At 65.5% G+C, this 15,499-nt stretch carries 17 protein-coding genes; 11 read left to right on the top strand and 6 right to left on the bottom strand.

Annotation, left to right across the window (positions count from 1 at the left end; genetic code table 11):
• Positions 1–19 precede the first annotated feature (19 nt).
• Positions 20–838, bottom strand: coding sequence for a hypothetical protein (locus QP512_RS17715; RefSeq protein WP_286069988.1), 819 nt, complete (start codon positions 836–838; stop codon positions 20–22).
• Positions 839–1,297: 459 nt separating this feature from the next.
• On the opposite strand from QP512_RS17715, the gene QP512_RS17710 reads away from it, so the two are divergent.
• The 9 genes from QP512_RS17710 (at position 1,298) to QP512_RS17670 (ending at position 8,500) form a co-directional block, all read left to right on the top strand.
• Positions 1,298–1,663, top strand: a complete 366-nt coding sequence (locus QP512_RS17710; protein ID WP_006471338.1) for a hypothetical protein — start codon at positions 1,298–1,300, stop codon at positions 1,661–1,663.
• Between the two features lie 30 nt (positions 1,664–1,693).
• A complete protein-coding gene (atpB, locus tag QP512_RS17705) occupies positions 1,694–2,494 on the top strand; it encodes a F0F1 ATP synthase subunit A (RefSeq protein WP_057500511.1) in 801 nt (266 codons plus the stop codon).
• 73 nt (positions 2,495–2,567) lie between these two features.
• Positions 2,568–2,873, top strand: coding sequence for a F0F1 ATP synthase subunit C (gene atpE, locus QP512_RS17700; RefSeq protein ID WP_005411133.1), 306 nt, complete (start codon positions 2,568–2,570; stop codon positions 2,871–2,873).
• Between the two features lie 106 nt (positions 2,874–2,979).
• Entirely contained in the window at positions 2,980–3,450 is a 471-nt protein-coding gene (locus tag QP512_RS17695) for a F0F1 ATP synthase subunit B (RefSeq protein ID WP_005419512.1), read from the top strand.
• Between the two features lie 2 nt (positions 3,451–3,452).
• On the top strand, positions 3,453–3,980 hold the full coding sequence (locus tag QP512_RS17690; RefSeq protein WP_286069985.1) for a F0F1 ATP synthase subunit delta: 528 nt from the start codon (positions 3,453–3,455) through the stop codon (positions 3,978–3,980).
• A gap of 44 nt (positions 3,981–4,024) precedes the next feature.
• Positions 4,025–5,572: a F0F1 ATP synthase subunit alpha gene (gene atpA, locus QP512_RS17685; RefSeq protein WP_008266965.1), complete on the top strand. Its 1,548-nt coding sequence runs from the start codon at positions 4,025–4,027 to the stop codon at positions 5,570–5,572.
• 83 nt (positions 5,573–5,655) lie between these two features.
• Positions 5,656–6,519, top strand: a complete 864-nt coding sequence (atpG, locus tag QP512_RS17680) for a F0F1 ATP synthase subunit gamma (protein ID WP_006471334.1) — start codon at positions 5,656–5,658, stop codon at positions 6,517–6,519.
• A gap of 38 nt (positions 6,520–6,557) precedes the next feature.
• Positions 6,558–7,964, top strand: coding sequence for a F0F1 ATP synthase subunit beta (gene atpD, locus QP512_RS17675; protein WP_049429233.1), 1,407 nt, complete (start codon positions 6,558–6,560; stop codon positions 7,962–7,964).
• Between the two features lie 113 nt (positions 7,965–8,077).
• Positions 8,078–8,500: a F0F1 ATP synthase subunit epsilon gene (locus tag QP512_RS17670; protein ID WP_005411127.1), complete on the top strand. Its 423-nt coding sequence runs from the start codon at positions 8,078–8,080 to the stop codon at positions 8,498–8,500.
• Between the two features lie 203 nt (positions 8,501–8,703).
• Here the strand turns inward: QP512_RS17670 and QP512_RS17665 are convergent, their stop codons facing one another.
• Positions 8,704–9,087 (bottom strand): GtrA family protein, encoded by a 384-nt coding sequence (locus QP512_RS17665; RefSeq protein WP_286069983.1) that lies wholly within the window; start codon positions 9,085–9,087, stop codon positions 8,704–8,706.
• 83 nt (positions 9,088–9,170) lie between these two features.
• Here QP512_RS17665 and glmU point away from each other — a divergent pair, with 83 nt between their 5' ends.
• Both glmU and QP512_RS17655 read left to right on the top strand, forming a co-directional pair.
• A complete protein-coding gene (glmU, locus tag QP512_RS17660; protein ID WP_286069982.1) occupies positions 9,171–10,538 on the top strand; it encodes a bifunctional UDP-N-acetylglucosamine diphosphorylase/glucosamine-1-phosphate N-acetyltransferase GlmU in 1,368 nt (455 codons plus the stop codon).
• Entirely contained in the window at positions 10,507–11,040 is a 534-nt protein-coding gene (locus tag QP512_RS17655) for a GNAT family N-acetyltransferase (protein WP_286069981.1), read from the top strand. The genes glmU and QP512_RS17655 overlap by 32 nt, the downstream gene beginning before the upstream one ends.
• A gap of 56 nt (positions 11,041–11,096) precedes the next feature.
• Here the strand turns inward: QP512_RS17655 and QP512_RS17650 are convergent, their stop codons facing one another.
• The 4 genes from QP512_RS17650 to QP512_RS17635 form a co-directional block, all read right to left on the bottom strand.
• Positions 11,097–12,449: a HAMP domain-containing sensor histidine kinase gene (locus tag QP512_RS17650; protein ID WP_286069980.1), complete on the bottom strand. Its 1,353-nt coding sequence runs from the start codon at positions 12,447–12,449 to the stop codon at positions 11,097–11,099.
• Complete coding sequence (locus QP512_RS17645) at positions 12,446–13,792, bottom strand: sigma-54 dependent transcriptional regulator (protein ID WP_286069979.1); 1,347 nt, start codon at positions 13,790–13,792, stop codon at positions 12,446–12,448. The genes QP512_RS17650 and QP512_RS17645 overlap by 4 nt, the downstream gene beginning before the upstream one ends.
• A gap of 123 nt (positions 13,793–13,915) precedes the next feature.
• Complete coding sequence (locus QP512_RS17640; RefSeq protein ID WP_286069978.1) at positions 13,916–14,293, bottom strand: PDZ domain-containing protein; 378 nt, start codon at positions 14,291–14,293, stop codon at positions 13,916–13,918.
• Between the two features lies 1 nt (position 14,294).
• The gene (locus QP512_RS17635; RefSeq protein ID WP_049466609.1) at positions 14,295–15,497 is read right to left on the bottom strand and encodes an FtsX-like permease family protein; all 1,203 of its coding nucleotides are present in this window, start codon (positions 15,495–15,497) and stop codon (positions 14,295–14,297) included.
• Between the last annotated feature and the right edge of the window lie 2 nt (positions 15,498–15,499).

Below are 15,499 nucleotides of genomic sequence, written 5' to 3'. Positions count from 1 at the left end.
GCCGTGGAAGGGACGGGGATCAGAACACGAAGCTGATGCCGGCCACCGGACCCTTGAATTCCTGCTTCAGGCCGACGGTGCCGTCGCTGCCCTTCTTGTCCACGTCCAGCTTGAACCAGTCGTAGCCGGCGAACACGCCGAAGTTCTTGGTGAAGCGGTAATCGACGATGGCATTGGCGCGGCTCAGGTCGCCCTTGTAGTCATCGAAGCTGCCCCAGCGGGTGTTCAGGTACTGGCCCTGCAGCGTGATCATCCAGCGCTCGGACGGGGTGAAGGTCATGCGCGCACCCACCACAGGTGCGATGCCGTCGGCCTTCTCGTTGAGGAACTGGCCTTCGTACACGGTGCCCAGGTCGGCATAGCCCTTGGTGCTGACCTTGGCGTACTCACCACCGATCTGCAGGCCCAGGTCGAAGGTGTCGGTATCAACGACAGAGTAGTCGTAGACCAGGCTGGCCACCTGGTACTTCAGCTCACCCTTCACGAAGCTGCCGGCCGGTACGTTCTCACCGCCGAAGGAAATGCCCTGATCCAGCGTCTCCCGACGGTCCTTGTCGTACTTGAAGTAGTTGAACAGCAGGCGCTGGCGGTTGCTGATGCGGAACATGCCGTCGATGCGCGGCTCCCATTCCTTGCCCCCCAGCTTGAAGTCCTGGTCCAGGGCGATGTCCTGGCCGGCCACATTGGTCCTGCCGCGGAGCGTGTTGTCCGAGTCGATGTTCATCGCACCCAGGCGAATGGCGAAGCGGTCATCGCCTTCGGCGGCGTGGGCGGCACTGGCGAACGAAGCGCCGGCGGCAAGCAGGGAGAGGGCGAGCAGGGTGGGAACGGAGCGCATCGAAGAGTCCTTGCAGTGGTTCATCAGAATGAAATCCACTGTGCCGGACAGGCGCGTCCACCATCCGTGAACGTATGGTCCACGCGATGTGCACGGTTCAGCGCTGTCGCCACGATGCAAAAAGATGGCCCCGGAGCCGGGCTTCGGGGCCATCGTGGGACCTGCGGGGCGAAGCGTCGACGAGGTTGCTGCAGGCAGGTCGAAAGATCGGACCGGCGCACCCGGCGAAAGTTCCTCGGCCTGCGACCAAAGTTCAATACTGCACCGCAACATGGCGCGGACGTCATTGTCCCCCGGGTGGTACGCAAAAATGTAACCGTTACCGCAACTTGCGGCTTCCCGGGATGAACAGGCAGCGGTTGTCTCGCAAATTGTCCCATTGCTATAATTTGGCGGCTCGATGAGGCCCCCCTGCTGTAGCCGCCTCAGCCCTCCACTTGCAACCACGCGGGACGTCCTGTGCTGAACTCCGTTGATGCGGGTCGGCGACTGATGCTGCGCGCCGCGGTCTACCCGCTGGCCGCGGTCGCTGTCCTGGCCCTGGCCTTCCTGCTGGTGGGTCCGAAATATGCCCTCGGCGCGCTGGCGTCCGGTGTGGCCATTTCGGCCGGTGGCTGGGTGGCGGCGCGGATGGCACTGAGCGGGGGAGCGGTGGCAGCAGGATCGGCGATGGCTCGCCTGATCATTGCGATCGTGGCCAAGTGGGTCGTGGTATTCGGCGTCCTGCTGGTGGGGTTCCTGGTCTTCAAGCTGCCTGCGTTGGCGCTGTTGGCCGGTATCGCCGTCGGCTTGATGTTCCAGGTCCTGGCGATGGCCAGGCGTTGACAGAATTCAATTAACTAAGGTTCCGGACACATGGCGGGCGAGGCTCTAACCCCTACCAGCTACATCCAGCATCACCTGCAGAACCTGACCGCACCGGTCGGCAAGGGCGAGGGGATGTTCTGGCATATCCACGTCGATACCTTCCTCACTGCGGTCCTGATGGGCCTGGTGATCGTGGTCGCGTTCTGGCTGGGTACCCGCAAGGCCACCGCCGGTGTGCCGGGCAAGTGGCAGGCCTTCGTGGAAATCTGCCTGGAGTTCGTTGACCGCCAGGCCAAGGACACCTACCACGGCAAGAGCAAGCTGGTCACGCCGATCGCCATCACCATCTTCTTCTGGATTCTGCTGATGAATCTGCTGAAGATGATCCCGGCCGATTTCATCGCCAAGCCGCTGGAATGGGCGGGCGTGCACTACTGGAAGCCGGTGCCGACCGCTGACGTCAATGCCACCCTGGGCATGGCCATCAGCGTGTTCTTCCTGATGCTGTTCTTCGCGCTCAAGTCCAAGGGCCTGGGCGGCTTCATCAAGGAATTCCTGACGGCGCCGTTCGGCAAGTGGATGATGCCGTTCAACCTGATCCTCAACATCGTCGAGTGGCTGAGCAAGCCGATCTCGCTGGCGATGCGACTGTTCGGCAACATGTTCGGCGGCGAAATCGTGTTCCTGCTGATCTGGGTGCTGGGTGGTGCCGGTTTCTTCGGTGCCATTGCCGGTGGTGTGTTCGGCCTCGGCTGGATGCTGTTCCACCTGCTGGTGATCCCGCTGCAGGCCTTCATCTTCATGATGCTGTCGATCGTGTACCTGAGCCTGTCGGAAGACGCTCACTGAGTTTCAAGCTTCAACGCGTTTCAACCTTCATCCGTTTCATCACCCTTAGCAACTTAAGTTCCTGGAGATAACCATGTACTTCGCCGTCCTGACCAACTTCGCGCAGATTCAGAGCTCCACCGCCCTTGCCGTCGGCATCATGATCGGCCTGGCCGCGCTGGGCGCCGGTCTGGGTCTGGCCATCATGGCTGGTAAGTTCCTGGAGTCGGCCGCCCGCCAGCCGGAACTGATCCCGGTCCTGCAGGTCCGCATGTTCATCACCGCCGGCCTGATCGACGCCGCGTTCATCATCTCGGTCGCCGTCGGCCTGCTGCTGGCCTTCGCCAACCCGCTGTCGGCTGCCTTTGCTGGCGCCGTCACCAAGGCTCTGGCCGGCTGATACAGCGGTTTGAGACGACCGGGTGCTGATGCACCCGGTTTCGGATGAAGGCCGGATGCGCCGCTATGGCGGCGCGTCCACCCCGAAACCAGCGATCGAGCTAACCATGAATATCAATTTCACCCTTCTTGCGCAGGCGCTCGCCTTCGCTGGTCTGATCTGGATCATCGCGACCAAGATCTGGCCGCCGCTGATGAACGCGATCGAAGAGCGCCAGCAGAAGATTGCTGAAGGCCTCGCTGCTGCCGACCGCAGCCAGAAAGATCTGGCCCAGGCGCAGGAGAAGGTCAACGAAGCGCTGAAGGAAGCACGCACCAAGGCCAACGAGATCATCGATCAGGCCCACGCACGTGCCAACCAGATCGTCGATGCTGCCCGCAACGAAGCGATCACCGAAGCCACCCGTCAGAAGGAACTGGCCCAGGCTGAAATCGACGCCGCCGCCAACCGTGCCCGTGAAGATCTGCGCAAGCAGGTGTCCGCGCTGGCCGTGACCGGTGCCGAAAAGCTGCTCAAGCGCGAAATCGACGCCAACGCCCACAAGGCGCTGCTCGACGAGCTGGCCTCGGAGATCTAAGGATGAGCCAGGCCCTCACGCTTGCCCGCCCGTACGCCCGCGCCGCGTTCGCGACCGCGCGCGACGAAGGCGCGTTCGCGCCGTGGTCGGACGCCCTGGCGTTCTCCGCCCACGTCGCCGCCGACCCGCGCGTGGCGGCCCTGCTCGCCAACCCGGAGCTGGGTCGTGACGACGCCGTCGCCCTGCTGGCGCCGGTGTCCCACGGCGAGACCTACTCGCGCTTCCTGGCCGTCCTGGCCGAATCGCATCGTCTGCCGCTGCTGCCGGAAATCTCCGGCATGTTCGACGCCCTGCGCGCCGAAGCCGAGCACGTGGTCAAGGCCACCGTCACCTCGGCCGCAGAACTGTCGGCCGGTGAGCTGGACGCGATCAAGGCCGCGCTGCGCAAGCGCTTCAACCGCGAGGTCGACGTGACCACCGCGGTCGATGCCTCGCTGATCGGCGGCGCCGTGATCGACGCCGGCGACGTGGTCATCGATGGTTCGCTGAAGGGCAAGCTGGCCCGTCTGCAGACCGCGCTCGCTAACTGAATTCATTTAACGTCCGGCCCCGCTGCCGGCACTAGGACTTGACGATGGCAACCACGCTCAACCCCTCCGAAATCAGCGAACTGATCAAGAACCGCATCGAGAAGGTCAAGCTGGCCGCGGAATCGCGCAACGAAGGCACCGTGACCAGCGTGTCCGACGGCATCGTGCGCATCTTCGGTCTGGCCGACGTGATGCAGGGCGAAATGATCGAACTGCCGAACAACACCTTCGCACTGGCCCTGAACCTGGAGCGCGACTCGGTCGGCGCCGTGGTGCTGGGTGACTACGAGCACCTGCGCGAAGGTGACGTCGCCAAGACCACCGGCCGCATCCTGGAAGTGCCGGTCGGTCCGGAACTGCTGGGCCGCGTCGTGAACGCGCTGGGCGAGCCGATCGACGGCAAGGGCCCGCTGGGCACCGACCTGACTGCTCCGGTGGAGCGCGTTGCTCCGGGCGTGATCTGGCGCAAGTCGGTCGACCAGCCGGTGCAGACCGGTTACAAGTCGGTTGACGCCATGATCCCGATCGGCCGTGGCCAGCGCGAGCTGATCATCGGCGACCGCCAGACCGGCAAGACCGCGATGGCGATCGATGCGGTGATCAACCAGAAGGGCACCGGCATCAAGTGCGTGTACGTTGCGATCGGCCAGAAGGCGTCGACCATCGCCAACATCGTGCGCAAGCTGGAAGAGAACGGCGCGCTGGCCCACACCATCGTGGTGGCCGCGACCGCTTCCGAATCGGCTGCCATGCAGTACATCAGCGCCTACTCGGGCTGCACCATGGGTGAGTACTTCATGGACCGCGGCGAAGACGCGCTGATCGTGTACGACGATCTGTCCAAGCAGGCCGTCGCCTACCGCCAGATCTCGCTGCTGCTGAAGCGCCCGCCGGGCCGTGAAGCCTACCCGGGTGACGTGTTCTACCTGCACTCCCGTCTGCTCGAGCGCGCTGCCCGCGTGTCCGAGGAATACGTCGAGAAGTTCACCGAAGGCAAGGTCACCGGCAAGACCGGTTCGCTGACCGCGCTGCCGATCATCGAAACCCAGGCCGGCGACGTGTCCGCCTTCGTTCCGACCAACGTGATCTCGATCACCGACGGCCAGATCTTCCTGGAAACCGACCTGTTCAACGCCGGCATCCGCCCGGCCGTGAACGCCGGTATCTCGGTGTCGCGCGTCGGTGGCTCGGCCCAGACCAAGATCATCAAGAAGCTGTCGGGCGGCATCCGTATCTCGCTGGCCCAGTACCGTGAGCTGGCTGCGTTCGCGCAGTTCGCCTCGGACCTGGACGAAGCGACCCGCAAGCAGCTGGAGCGTGGCCAGCGCGTTACCGAGCTGATGAAGCAGAAGCAGTACGCGCCGATGTCGATCGCCAACCAGGCGCTGTCGATCTACGCCGTCAACGAGGGTTACCTCGACGACGTGCCGGTCAACAAGCTGCTGGCGTTCGAAGAAGGCCTGCACGCCCACTTCGCCAACACCCAGGGCGAGCTGGTCAGCAAGGTCAACGCCACCGGCGGTTGGGACAACGACATCGAAGGTGCCTTCAAGAAGGGCATCGCCGAGTTCAAGACCACCGGCAGCTGGTAATCCAGCGCTCGTAGAGCGGGGCTCGCCCCGCTCAGACGGTTGAACAACGCGGGGCATCAGCCCCGCGCCACGGGAAACAAGAGATGGCAAGCGGACGCGAAATCAAAACCAAGATCAAGAGCGTGCAGAACACCCGCAAGGTGACGCGCGCCCTGGAAATGGTCTCGGCCTCCAAGATCCGCAAGGCGCAGGATCGGATGAAGACCTCGCGTCCGTACGCGCAGGCGATGAAGCAGGTGATCGGCCACCTGGCCCAGGCCAGCACCGATTACCAGCATCCGTTCCTGGTCGAGCGCGAGCAGGTCAAGCGGGTCGGGTTCATCGTGATCTCCTCCGATCGCGGCCTGGCTGGCGGCCTGAACAACAACCTGTTCCGCAAGATGCTGGGCGAAGCCAAGGCATGGCAGGACAAGGGTGCCGAAGTGGACCTGGTGACCATCGGCCAGAAGGCATCGACCTTCTTCCGCCGCGTGAAGGTCAACATGGTCGGCAGCGTGACCCACATCGGCGACGTGCCGAAGCTGGAATCGCTGATCGGTGTGATCAAGGTCATGCTCGACGCCTTCACCGAAGGCAAGGTCGACCGCGTGTACCTGGTCTACAACCGCTTCGTGAACACCATGACGCAGAAGGCCAGCTTCGATCAGCTGCTGCCGCTGCCGCCGGCTGAGAAGCAGGTCGCTCACCACGACTGGGATTACCTGTACGAACCCGATGCCGCGACCGTGCTGGAGCACGTGATGACGCGTTACATCGAGTCGCTGGTGTACCAGGCACTGCTGGAAAACGTCGCCTCCGAGCATGCAGCACGCATGGTTGCGATGAAGGCGGCGAGCGACAACGCCAACAAGCTGATCGGCACCCTGCAGCTCGTCTACAACAAGGCGCGCCAGGCAGCGATCACCCAGGAAATCTCCGAAATCGTCGGCGGCGCGGCAGCAGTCTGACCGCGTTCGTTCAAAGCACACATTTAGAGGATGCAGCAATGAGTCAGGGCAAGATCGTTCAGATCATCGGCGCGGTCGTCGACGTCGAATTCCCGCGTGAGTCGGTGCCGAAGGTGTACGACGCACTGAAGGTCGACAACACCGAAATCACCCTTGAAGTCCAGCAGCAGCTGGGCGACGGCGTGGTGCGTACCATCGCCCTCGGTTCCACCGACGGCCTGAAGCGCAACCTGGTCGCCACCAACACCGGTCGTGGCATCTCGGTGCCGGTCGGCGCCGGCACCCTGGGCCGCATCATGGACGTGCTCGGCCGTCCGATCGACGAAGCCGGCCCGGTGGCTGCCAGCGACAACTGGGAAATCCACCGTGCGGCGCCGTCGTACGAGGACCAGTCCCCGGCCACCGAGCTGCTGGAAACCGGCATCAAGGTCATCGACCTGATGTGCCCGTTCGCCAAGGGCGGCAAGGTCGGCCTGTTCGGCGGCGCCGGCGTCGGCAAGACCGTCAACATGATGGAGCTGATCAACAACATCGCCAAGGCGCACAGCGGTCTGTCCGTGTTCGCCGGCGTGGGTGAGCGTACCCGTGAGGGCAACGACTTCTACCACGAAATGAAGGACTCCAACGTCCTCGACAAGGTGGCGATGGTGTACGGCCAGATGAACGAGCCGCCGGGCAACCGTCTGCGCGTCGCCCTGACCGGCCTGACCATGGCCGAGTACTTCCGCGACGAGAAGGACGAAAACGGCAAGGGCAAGGACGTCCTGCTGTTCGTCGACAACATCTACCGCTACACCCTGGCCGGTACCGAAGTGTCGGCACTGCTGGGCCGTATGCCGTCGGCCGTGGGTTACCAGCCGACCCTGGCCGAGGAAATGGGCGTCCTGCAGGAGCGCATCACCTCGACCAAGAACGGTTCGATCACCTCGATCCAGGCCGTCTACGTTCCCGCGGACGACCTGACCGACCCGTCGCCGGCGACCACCTTCGCCCACCTGGACTCGACCGTCACCCTGTCGCGTTCGATCGCCTCGCTGGGTATCTACCCGGCCGTCGATCCGCTGGACTCCACCAGCCGCCAGATGGACCCGCTGGTCATCGGCCACGAGCATTACGACACCGCCCAGCGCGTCCAGCAGACCCTGCAGAAGTACAAGGAACTGAAGGACATCATCGCGATCCTGGGCATGGACGAGCTGTCCGAAGAGGACAAGCAGGCCGTGTCGCGCGCCCGTAAGATCGAGCGCTTCTTCAGCCAGCCGTTCCACGTGGCCGAAGTGTTCACCGGTTCGCCGGGCAAGTACGTGCCGCTGAAGGACACCATCCGTGGCTTCAAGGCCATCGTCGATGGCGAGTACGACCACCTGCCGGAGCAGGCGTTCTACATGGTCGGCGGCATCGAAGAAGCGGTCGAGAAGGCCAAGAAGATGGCCGAGAAGGCCTGATCCGGGACGGGCGGGAGCGATCCTGCCCGACCTGACGCCGGCGCCGGGCAACCGCCCGCGCCGGTGGACCCCCACGGTGGCATTGCGCCGCCGCGAACAGCGAAGAGATTTGCATGAGCACGATCCGTTGCGACATCGTCAGCGCCGAGCAGGAAATCTTCCGTGGCGAAGCGACCCTGGTCGTGGCCACCGGTGAGCTGGGCGAACTGGGCATCGCGCCCAAGCACGCGCCGCTGATCACCCGCCTGAAGCCGGGCAAGGTGGTGGTGACCACGCCGAACGGCGAGCAGCTGGATTTCGCCATTTCCGGCGGCATCCTGGAAGTGCAGCCGCAGGTGGTGACCGTGCTGGCCGACACCGCGATCCGCGCGCAGGACATTGACGAAGCCTCGGTCCGCAAGGCCAAGGAAGAAGCCGAGCGCATCCTGGCCAACCGCGGTGAAGCCATGGAAGTGGCCGAAGCCCAGCAGAAGCTGGCTGAAGCTGTTGTCCAGCTGCAGGCCCTGGAACGCCTGCGCAAGACCCTCAAGCACTGAGGTTCACGCGCTGCATCCACGAAGACGCCGGCCTTGTGCCGGCGTTTTTGTTTGGAGCGGGGAAGAGCCGATTGGGTAGAGTCGACTGTTAGTCGACTACCGCGCGCAGCGCGGGATTTTCGCGACCTCACGGAAGAGCAGTCGCCCAACAGTCGACTCTACCGTTCCCGATCCCAATCCGGCATCCCGAATCCCGCCTCGTCTCAGCGATACACCACGTAGCGCATCAGCAGGAACGACACGAAGGCCAGCGCACCTTCCACCAGTGGCTTGGCCAGCCAGGTGTACTGCAGGCCCAGCGCATGATTGACCAGGCTCACCAGCAGCGTGCTTGCCGCCGTCATCAGCAGCCACAGCCCGAAGAAGCGTGCAAAGCGTTTCCAGCCCAGTTTGTGGGCGCCCGCCTCGGCAAAGGTATAGCGGCCGTTGAGCCAGAAGCCCAGCAGCATGCCGGCCAGGCGTCCGATCACGTTGGCGGGAGCAACCGGCATCCCCAGCGCGGTGGCGGCCACGAACACCAGCCAATCGAGCAGCAACTGCACGATTCCGATGGCGAGATAGGCGCTTCCCTGGCGGACGAGGCTCATCAGCTTGGCGAAGGAAAAGGGATGCCCATGTTAACGGCCCACGCTCTAGAATCACCGGCAACGAACCACGGACCGCCGCTCCCATGACCCAAGCCCTGCACGTCATCATCCTCGCCGCCGGCGCTGGAAAGCGCATGAAATCCGTGTTGCCCAAGGTGCTGCAGCCGATTGCCGGCCAGCCGATGCTGGCCCACGTGATCGCCGCGGCGCGCGAACTGCAGCCGGCCGCCATCCACGTGGTGCATGGGCACGGCGGGGAAGCCGTCCGCCAGCATTTCGCCGACCAGCCCGACCTGCTGTGGGCCGAACAGGTGCAGCAGCTGGGCACCGGCCATGCGGTGGCGCAGGCGATGCCGGAAGTGCCGGATGCGGCGCAGGTGCTGGTGTTGTACGGCGACGTGCCGCTGATCCGCGCGGACACGCTGCGCCACCTGCTGGCCCAGCCAGGCCGCCTGGCCGTGCTGGTGGCCGAAGTCGATGATCCGACCGGCTACGGGCGGGTGCTGCGCGATGCCGAAGGCAAGGTCGGCTCCATCGTCGAGCAGAAGGACGCCACCGACGACCAGCTGCGCGTGCGCACGATCAACACCGGCATCATCGCCGCCGAGTCGACTGCGCTGCGCCGCTGGCTGTCGCAGCTGTCCAACCACAATGCGCAGGGCGAGTACTACCTGACCGACGTGTTCGCATTCGCCGCGCACGAGTACACCCCGGCCGAGATGGCGCTGGTGGCCGACGCGCAGGAAGCCGAAGGGGCGAACGATCCGTGGCAGCTGTCGCAGCTGGAGCGTGCCTGGCAGCGTCGAGCGGTACGTGCGCTGTGCGCGCAGGGCGCACGTGTGCGCGACCCGGCGCGGCTCGACATCCGTGGCACCGTCACCGTCGGCAGCGACGTGCTGATCGATGTTGATGTCGTGCTGGAAGGCCACATCGTGCTGGGTGACGGCGTCACCGTCGGCCCGTTCAACCGGCTGAAGGACGTCAACCTGGGGCCCGGCACCGAGGTGCGCGCGCACTGCGACCTGGAAGGCGTGGTGACCGAAGGTGCCGCGCAGATCGGGCCGTTCGCACGCCTGCGGCCGGGTACCGTGCTGGCCGATGGCGTGCACGTCGGCAACTTCGTCGAGACCAAGAAGGTCACCCTCGGCGTCGGCAGCAAGGCGAACCATCTCACCTACCTGGGTGACGCGGTGATCGGCAGCAAGGTGAACATCGGTGCCGGCACCATCACCTGCAACTACGACGGTGTGAACAAGTCGACCACCACCATCGGCGACAACGCGTTCATCGGCTCCAACAGTTCGCTGGTAGCACCGGTGACCATTGGTGACGGCGCGACCATTGCCGCCGGTTCGGTCATCACCCGCAACGCGCCGGACGGCAAGCTGACGTTGGCCCGTGCACGACAGGACACCGTCGATGGCTGGAAGCGCCCGATCAAGAAGTCCTGAGCCACGGGTTCCAAGCGCCGATGAACTCGGCGTGCTGCCGGGGATCGAACAGCGCGCCGGTGAGCTGCTGAAGGGCCATGAGGCCTATCCGCTATTTGCCGGTCATGGCCTGGACCTGCCGACGCTGCAGGAAGGCCTTGAGCGCCGGCAGCTGTGGGTGGTGGATGCGGCTGGCGGTGGGATCGCCGGCTATCTGCTTGCCGGCGAACTGGCCGGTGAGTTCCACGTGCTGCAGATGGATGTGGATCCTGCGCACGCGCGGCAGGGTCATGGTCGCGCGTTGTTGCGCCATGCGTTGGCGCAGGCCAGGGCCGAGGGCTACGCGGCAGCGGTGCTGACTACCTTGTCTGACGTGCCCTGGAATGCCGACTTCTATGCCAGCGAAGGGTTCGTCACCGTGCCGGAGGCAGCATGGGGTGCCGGACTGCAGTCGGTGATGGCCGAAGAGGCCGTGCTGGGGTTTCCGATGCACCTGCGGGTGGCGATGCGGCAGGTTTGGTAGGTGCCGACCTTGGTCGGCACATCCACGCACGGCGTGGATCCACCCGATCGGCCCGCTCAGCCCACCGGCAGCAGGATCGACACGCACAACCCACCATCGCCGCGGTTCTGCAGCGACACGCGCCCGCCGTGTGCTTCCACGATCTCGCGGGTCAACGCCAACCCCAGCCCGGTGCCGTTGCGCTTGGTGGAATAGAACGGCATCAGCGCGTTCTGCAGCACCTGCTCGTTCATGCCCTTGCCGCGATCCAGCACGTCCAGGCGCAGCCACTGCGGCAGCCGCGTCAGCTGCACCTGCACATCGTCGTTGGGTGGATCGGCTTCGGCGCACGCTTCATGCGCGTTCTTGAGCAGGTTCAACAACGCCTGTCCGAACTGCGCGATGTCGATGCGACTGCTCAGCTCCTCGTCCGGCTCGCGCTCCATGGTGAACGGAATCTGCTGGCGCAGGCTGGACAGGAACGGTGCCCAGTGCACGGTCTGCAGTTGCGGCTGCGGCAGCTTGGCAAAGCGTGCGTAGCCGCGGATGAAGCCTTCCAGATGGCGCGCGCGGTCCTCGATGGTGGTGAAGATCTCCGGCAGCCGGTCGAAGCGTTCACGCTGCACCAGCACGCCGCCGGAGTGGGCGAGCGAGGCGATCGGCGCCAGTGAATTGTTGAGCTCGTGGCTGATCACCCGGATCACCTTCTTCCAGGTCTGCACCTCCTGGCGGCGCAGTTCGGCGGTCAGCAGCCGCACCAGCAGCAGGTCGTGCGGGCGGCCGTTGAGCTGGAAGGCGCGGCGCGAGAGGTGGTAGACCTGCTCGTCATCCTCATCGCCGTCCTCGCCCTCGGCATGCACCGCGAACAGGCTGTCGCCGCCGCGGGCGATGGCATCGCGCAGTTCCACCGGTACCTGTTCCAGCACATCTTCCAGACGCTGGCCTTCCAGCTTCCAGCCGCCGTGCAGCAGTTTGCGCGCGGCCAGGTTGGAGAACACCACGCGGGCGATGCCATCACCGCCGGAGGCGATCAGCAGCATGGCCACCGGCGTGTTCTGCACCATCGTGTCCAGCAGCAGCTCACGCTGCACCAGCCCCTGCCGCTGCTCACGCAGTACATCGCCCAGTTCGCGGTGTGCCTGTACCAGGTCGCCGAGCTCGTCATTGCCGGGCCAGTGCACACCGAAGTTGTATTCGCCGTCGCGATAGCTGCTGGTCGTGCCCGCCAGGGCCCGCATCAATGACCGCACCGGGGCGGTCGCCCGGCGCAGGGTCCACCACATCAGTGACAGCAGGATCAGCGCCGATACCGTGGTCACCACCCAGCCATGGTCCATCCAGTAGGCCAGCAGCCACGGCAGTGCCGCAGCCAGTGCCAAGACCGGCAGCAGGCGCAGGAACAGGCGGAAAGTGAACGAGCGCCGTTTCATTCGCGCGGAATACCGTGGCGGTCCATGCGCCGGTACAGCGCCTGGCGGCTCAGGCCGAGCTCGGCGGCAGCCTGGGCGATGACGCCATGGTTGCGCGCCAGGACATCCTCGATGCGTGCGCGGTCGGGATCATTGCCTGCGCTGGGTGCCGGGCGCGGAGCGACGGCCGCGCGCGGCAGGTTGAGATCGGCCACGTCGATGCGGTTGCCGGTGGCCAGCAGTTCGGCGCGCTGGATCACGTTGCGCAGTTCGCGCACGTTGCCCGGCCACGGGTGCCGCTGCAGCGCCGCGGTGGCAGCACTGGACAGGGGCTTGCCGGCGGTCAGGAAGCGCTCGGCCAGCGGCATGATGTCGCCCGGGCGTTCGGCCAGCGGCGGCAGCACCAGTTCCACCGTATTGAGGCGGTAATAGAGGTCTTCGCGGAAGGTTCCGTCGCGGATCATCGCTGGCAGGTCCGCATTGGTCGCGCTGACCACGCGGACTTTGACCTGGCGCTCGCGGTTGGAGCCCAGGCGTTCGAAGCGGCCGGTCTCCAGCACGCGCAGCAGTTTCATCTGGCCGCCCAGCGACAGGTTGCCGATCTCGTCGAGGAACAGCGTGCCGCCGTCGGCAGCTTCGAACTTGCCCTCGCGCGCCTTGTTGGCACCGGTGTAGGCACCGGCTTCGGCGCCGAACAGTTCGGCTTCGATCAGTTCGGAGGGCAGCGCGCCGCAGTTGACCGCGACGAACGGCCCCTTGGCGACCAGTGAGTTGGCCTGGATGATCTGCGCGATTTTTTCCTTGCCGGCGCCGTTGGGGCCGGTGATCAGCACCGGCAGTTCCGAACGTGCAACCTGGCAGGCCAGGGTGACCACACGCTCGCTGGCGGGGTCGGCGACCACCGCACCGCACAGGTCGTACTTCGCTTCCAGCGCATTGCGCTGGCGCAGTTCACGCGCGCGCCGGCGGTCCAGTTCGCGGCGTGCCTCGGACAGTTCCAGCAGGTTGTTGACCGTGGTCAGCAGCTTGCGGTCGTCCCACGGCTTGGCCAGGTAGTCGGCGGCACCGGCCTTGACCAGGTCCACGGCGCTGCTCAGATGGGTCCACGCCGTGAGCAGGATCACCGGCAGGTCCGGATGGCGCGCGCGGATCTGCGCGAACAGCGCCTCGCCTTCCTCGCCGGAGGTGGTGTCCTCGCTGAAATTCATGTCCTGGATGACCAGGTCGACCGGCTGTGATTCAAGCAGCGCCAACCCGTCGGCGGGCGTCTGCGCCTGCAGGGTGTCAATGTCGTGCAGGGAGAACAGCACGTCCAGCGCGGTGCCCACGCTGGCGTTGTCGTCGATGATCAGGATCGCAGGCATCAAGCGGTTCTGCAGAAAGGGAGGGGCGGCGCCGTTGGAGCCGTTCGTGTCCGTACGCCGGGAGAGCCCGGCGCCACCCATCAAGCATAGCCAAAGCCGTGGCCATGCAGGCGTTGCCGCTTCTCACGGGCGGGGCGGCGGCGGCGGCGGCGGCGGAGCGTCCAGTGCCTGGCGCCAGGCGTCCACATCCACCGCGACGCTCACCAGCCGTCGCTCCCGCCGCAGCAGCAGGTAGGCCCGCGCGGCGGGGGAATCGATCAGCGCCCGGGACAGGTGATCGATCTGGTACACGGGCGTGTCATCCACGCGCAGGATGCGGTCCCCGCGGCGGACACCGAATCGGCGCTCCGGGCGCGCGGCCTCCACCTGGATCTGCCCTTCGGTCGAGTTCAGCGCCAGCCGGGCCTCGCCCTGCTGCCACTGCAGGCTGCTTGCGCTGCCACCGCCGGCAACTGCCGGCAGTGGGAGGAGCATCAGCAGGGTCATCAGACGTGTGCGCATCTCAGGCTCCGCGCGTGGCGACTGCGGGGGGGACCGCCGCAGCGCGGCGCGCCGGGCCGAACACCGCGACCTGGCCCAGCGTCCACAGCAGCAGGGCGCCCAGCGGCAGGTACAGCAGCGGCATGCGCGGCAGCTCGTACAGGTTCATCAGTGCCAGGTTGATCGCGTAGGCGGCCAGCATGCCCAGCACGATGCCCAACGTGGCCAGCAGGAAGTTCTCGGTCTGGAAGTAGCGCAGGATCTGGCCACGGGTGGCGCCGAGTGCGCGGCGGATGCCGATCTGCTTGCTGCGCTGCTGCACCCAGAAGCTGGCAAGCCCGACGATGCCGAGCGCAGTAACCACCAGCAGCGCTACGCAGACGGTGATCAGCAGGCCGACCATTGCCCGGTCGTTCTTGAAGAAGTCCTCGCGCTGGTCGGTGAACGACTGCTTCTCGCGGATCAGGCGGTTGGGGTCGTTGCGGTCCAGGGCGGACAGTGCGGCCTTGAGCACCTCATCGCGGCGCGCAGGATCGGTGCGCAGCATGTAGATACCATCGCCGAAGACGCGGCGCACCGGCATGATCATGGTGTCATCCCAGTTGTTGCCCCAGCCATTGGGCGTGGCCAGCGTATCGACGATGCCGACCACGTTCACCGTCTGCTTGCCCATGTAGTACGTCTTGCCCAGCGCATTGCCGTCCGGCGCCATCTTGTGCGCGGCGGCCTGGCTGAGGATCACCGGCGTGCCGTTGGCCTTGCTCAGGTTGTCGAAGTCGAAGTACTCGGCCGGCTGGAAGTCGCGGCCGGCAACCAGGTTGAGGCCCAGCGTGCGCAAGGCATCTTCGGAGAACGTGTACATGCCGACGCTGGCCGTCGGCCGTTCCTGGTTCATTTCGCGCGAGATGCTGGTGTTGGACGAGCTGTTGCGGAACGGCACCTGGTTGATCACGCTGACCGCAGTGACCCCGGGGATGGCGCGCAGCGACGCCAGATCCTCGCGGGTGCGGGCGGCGGCATCGGTCTGCTTGCCGACGCCGGTCACGCGGACCAGGACCAGCTCGTTTTCGGCCATGCCGCTGGTCCGGCTGATGCGCTCCACGCGCTGGCTGACCAGGAACAGGGCATTGCAGACGATGGCGCAGGTCAGGGCGATTTCAAGCACGATCAGCGCGGCAGCGGTCTTGTGCCGGCGCAGGGTGCTGAGGATGGGGCGGATGTCCATGG

Origin of the sequence: Stenotrophomonas sp. 57, from assembly GCF_030291075.1 — a bacterium.
Lineage (GTDB): Bacteria > Pseudomonadota > Gammaproteobacteria > Xanthomonadales > Xanthomonadaceae > Stenotrophomonas.
The sequence above is the reverse complement of the archived record's forward strand: the minus strand, read 5'-3'. Positions and strand labels throughout refer to the sequence as shown.

Bases quoted from the DNA above. Each gene is read 5' to 3' on its own strand.
- atpE (WP_005411133.1), top strand. From the start codon at position 2,568: ATGTACTTCGCCGTCCTGACCAACTTCGCGCAGATTCAGAGCTCCACC.
- QP512_RS17695 (WP_005419512.1), top strand. From the start codon at position 2,980: ATGAATATCAATTTCACCCTTCTTGCGCAGGCGCTCGCCTTCGCTGGT.
- atpA (WP_008266965.1), top strand. From the start codon at position 4,025: ATGGCAACCACGCTCAACCCCTCCGAAATCAGCGAACTGATCAAGAAC.
- atpG (WP_006471334.1), top strand. From the start codon at position 5,656: ATGGCAAGCGGACGCGAAATCAAAACCAAGATCAAGAGCGTGCAGAAC.
- atpB (WP_057500511.1), top strand. From the start codon at position 1,694: ATGGCGGGCGAGGCTCTAACCCCTACCAGCTACATCCAGCATCACCTG.
- QP512_RS17655 (WP_286069981.1), top strand. From the start codon at position 10,507: ATGGCTGGAAGCGCCCGATCAAGAAGTCCTGAGCCACGGGTTCCAAGC.
- QP512_RS17670 (WP_005411127.1), top strand. From the start codon at position 8,078: ATGAGCACGATCCGTTGCGACATCGTCAGCGCCGAGCAGGAAATCTTC.
- QP512_RS17690 (WP_286069985.1), top strand. From the start codon at position 3,453: ATGAGCCAGGCCCTCACGCTTGCCCGCCCGTACGCCCGCGCCGCGTTC.
- QP512_RS17650 (WP_286069980.1), bottom strand. From the start codon at position 12,449: ATGAAACGGCGCTCGTTCACTTTCCGCCTGTTCCTGCGCCTGCTGCCG.
- QP512_RS17645 (WP_286069979.1), bottom strand. From the start codon at position 13,792: ATGCCTGCGATCCTGATCATCGACGACAACGCCAGCGTGGGCACCGCG.
- atpD (WP_049429233.1), top strand. From the start codon at position 6,558: ATGAGTCAGGGCAAGATCGTTCAGATCATCGGCGCGGTCGTCGACGTC.
- QP512_RS17640 (WP_286069978.1), bottom strand. From the start codon at position 14,293: ATGCGCACACGTCTGATGACCCTGCTGATGCTCCTCCCACTGCCGGCA.
- QP512_RS17715 (WP_286069988.1), bottom strand. From the start codon at position 838: ATGCGCTCCGTTCCCACCCTGCTCGCCCTCTCCCTGCTTGCCGCCGGC.
- glmU (WP_286069982.1), top strand. From the start codon at position 9,171: ATGACCCAAGCCCTGCACGTCATCATCCTCGCCGCCGGCGCTGGAAAG.
- QP512_RS17635 (WP_049466609.1), bottom strand. From the start codon at position 15,497: ATGGACATCCGCCCCATCCTCAGCACCCTGCGCCGGCACAAGACCGCT.
- QP512_RS17665 (WP_286069983.1), bottom strand. From the start codon at position 9,087: ATGAGCCTCGTCCGCCAGGGAAGCGCCTATCTCGCCATCGGAATCGTG.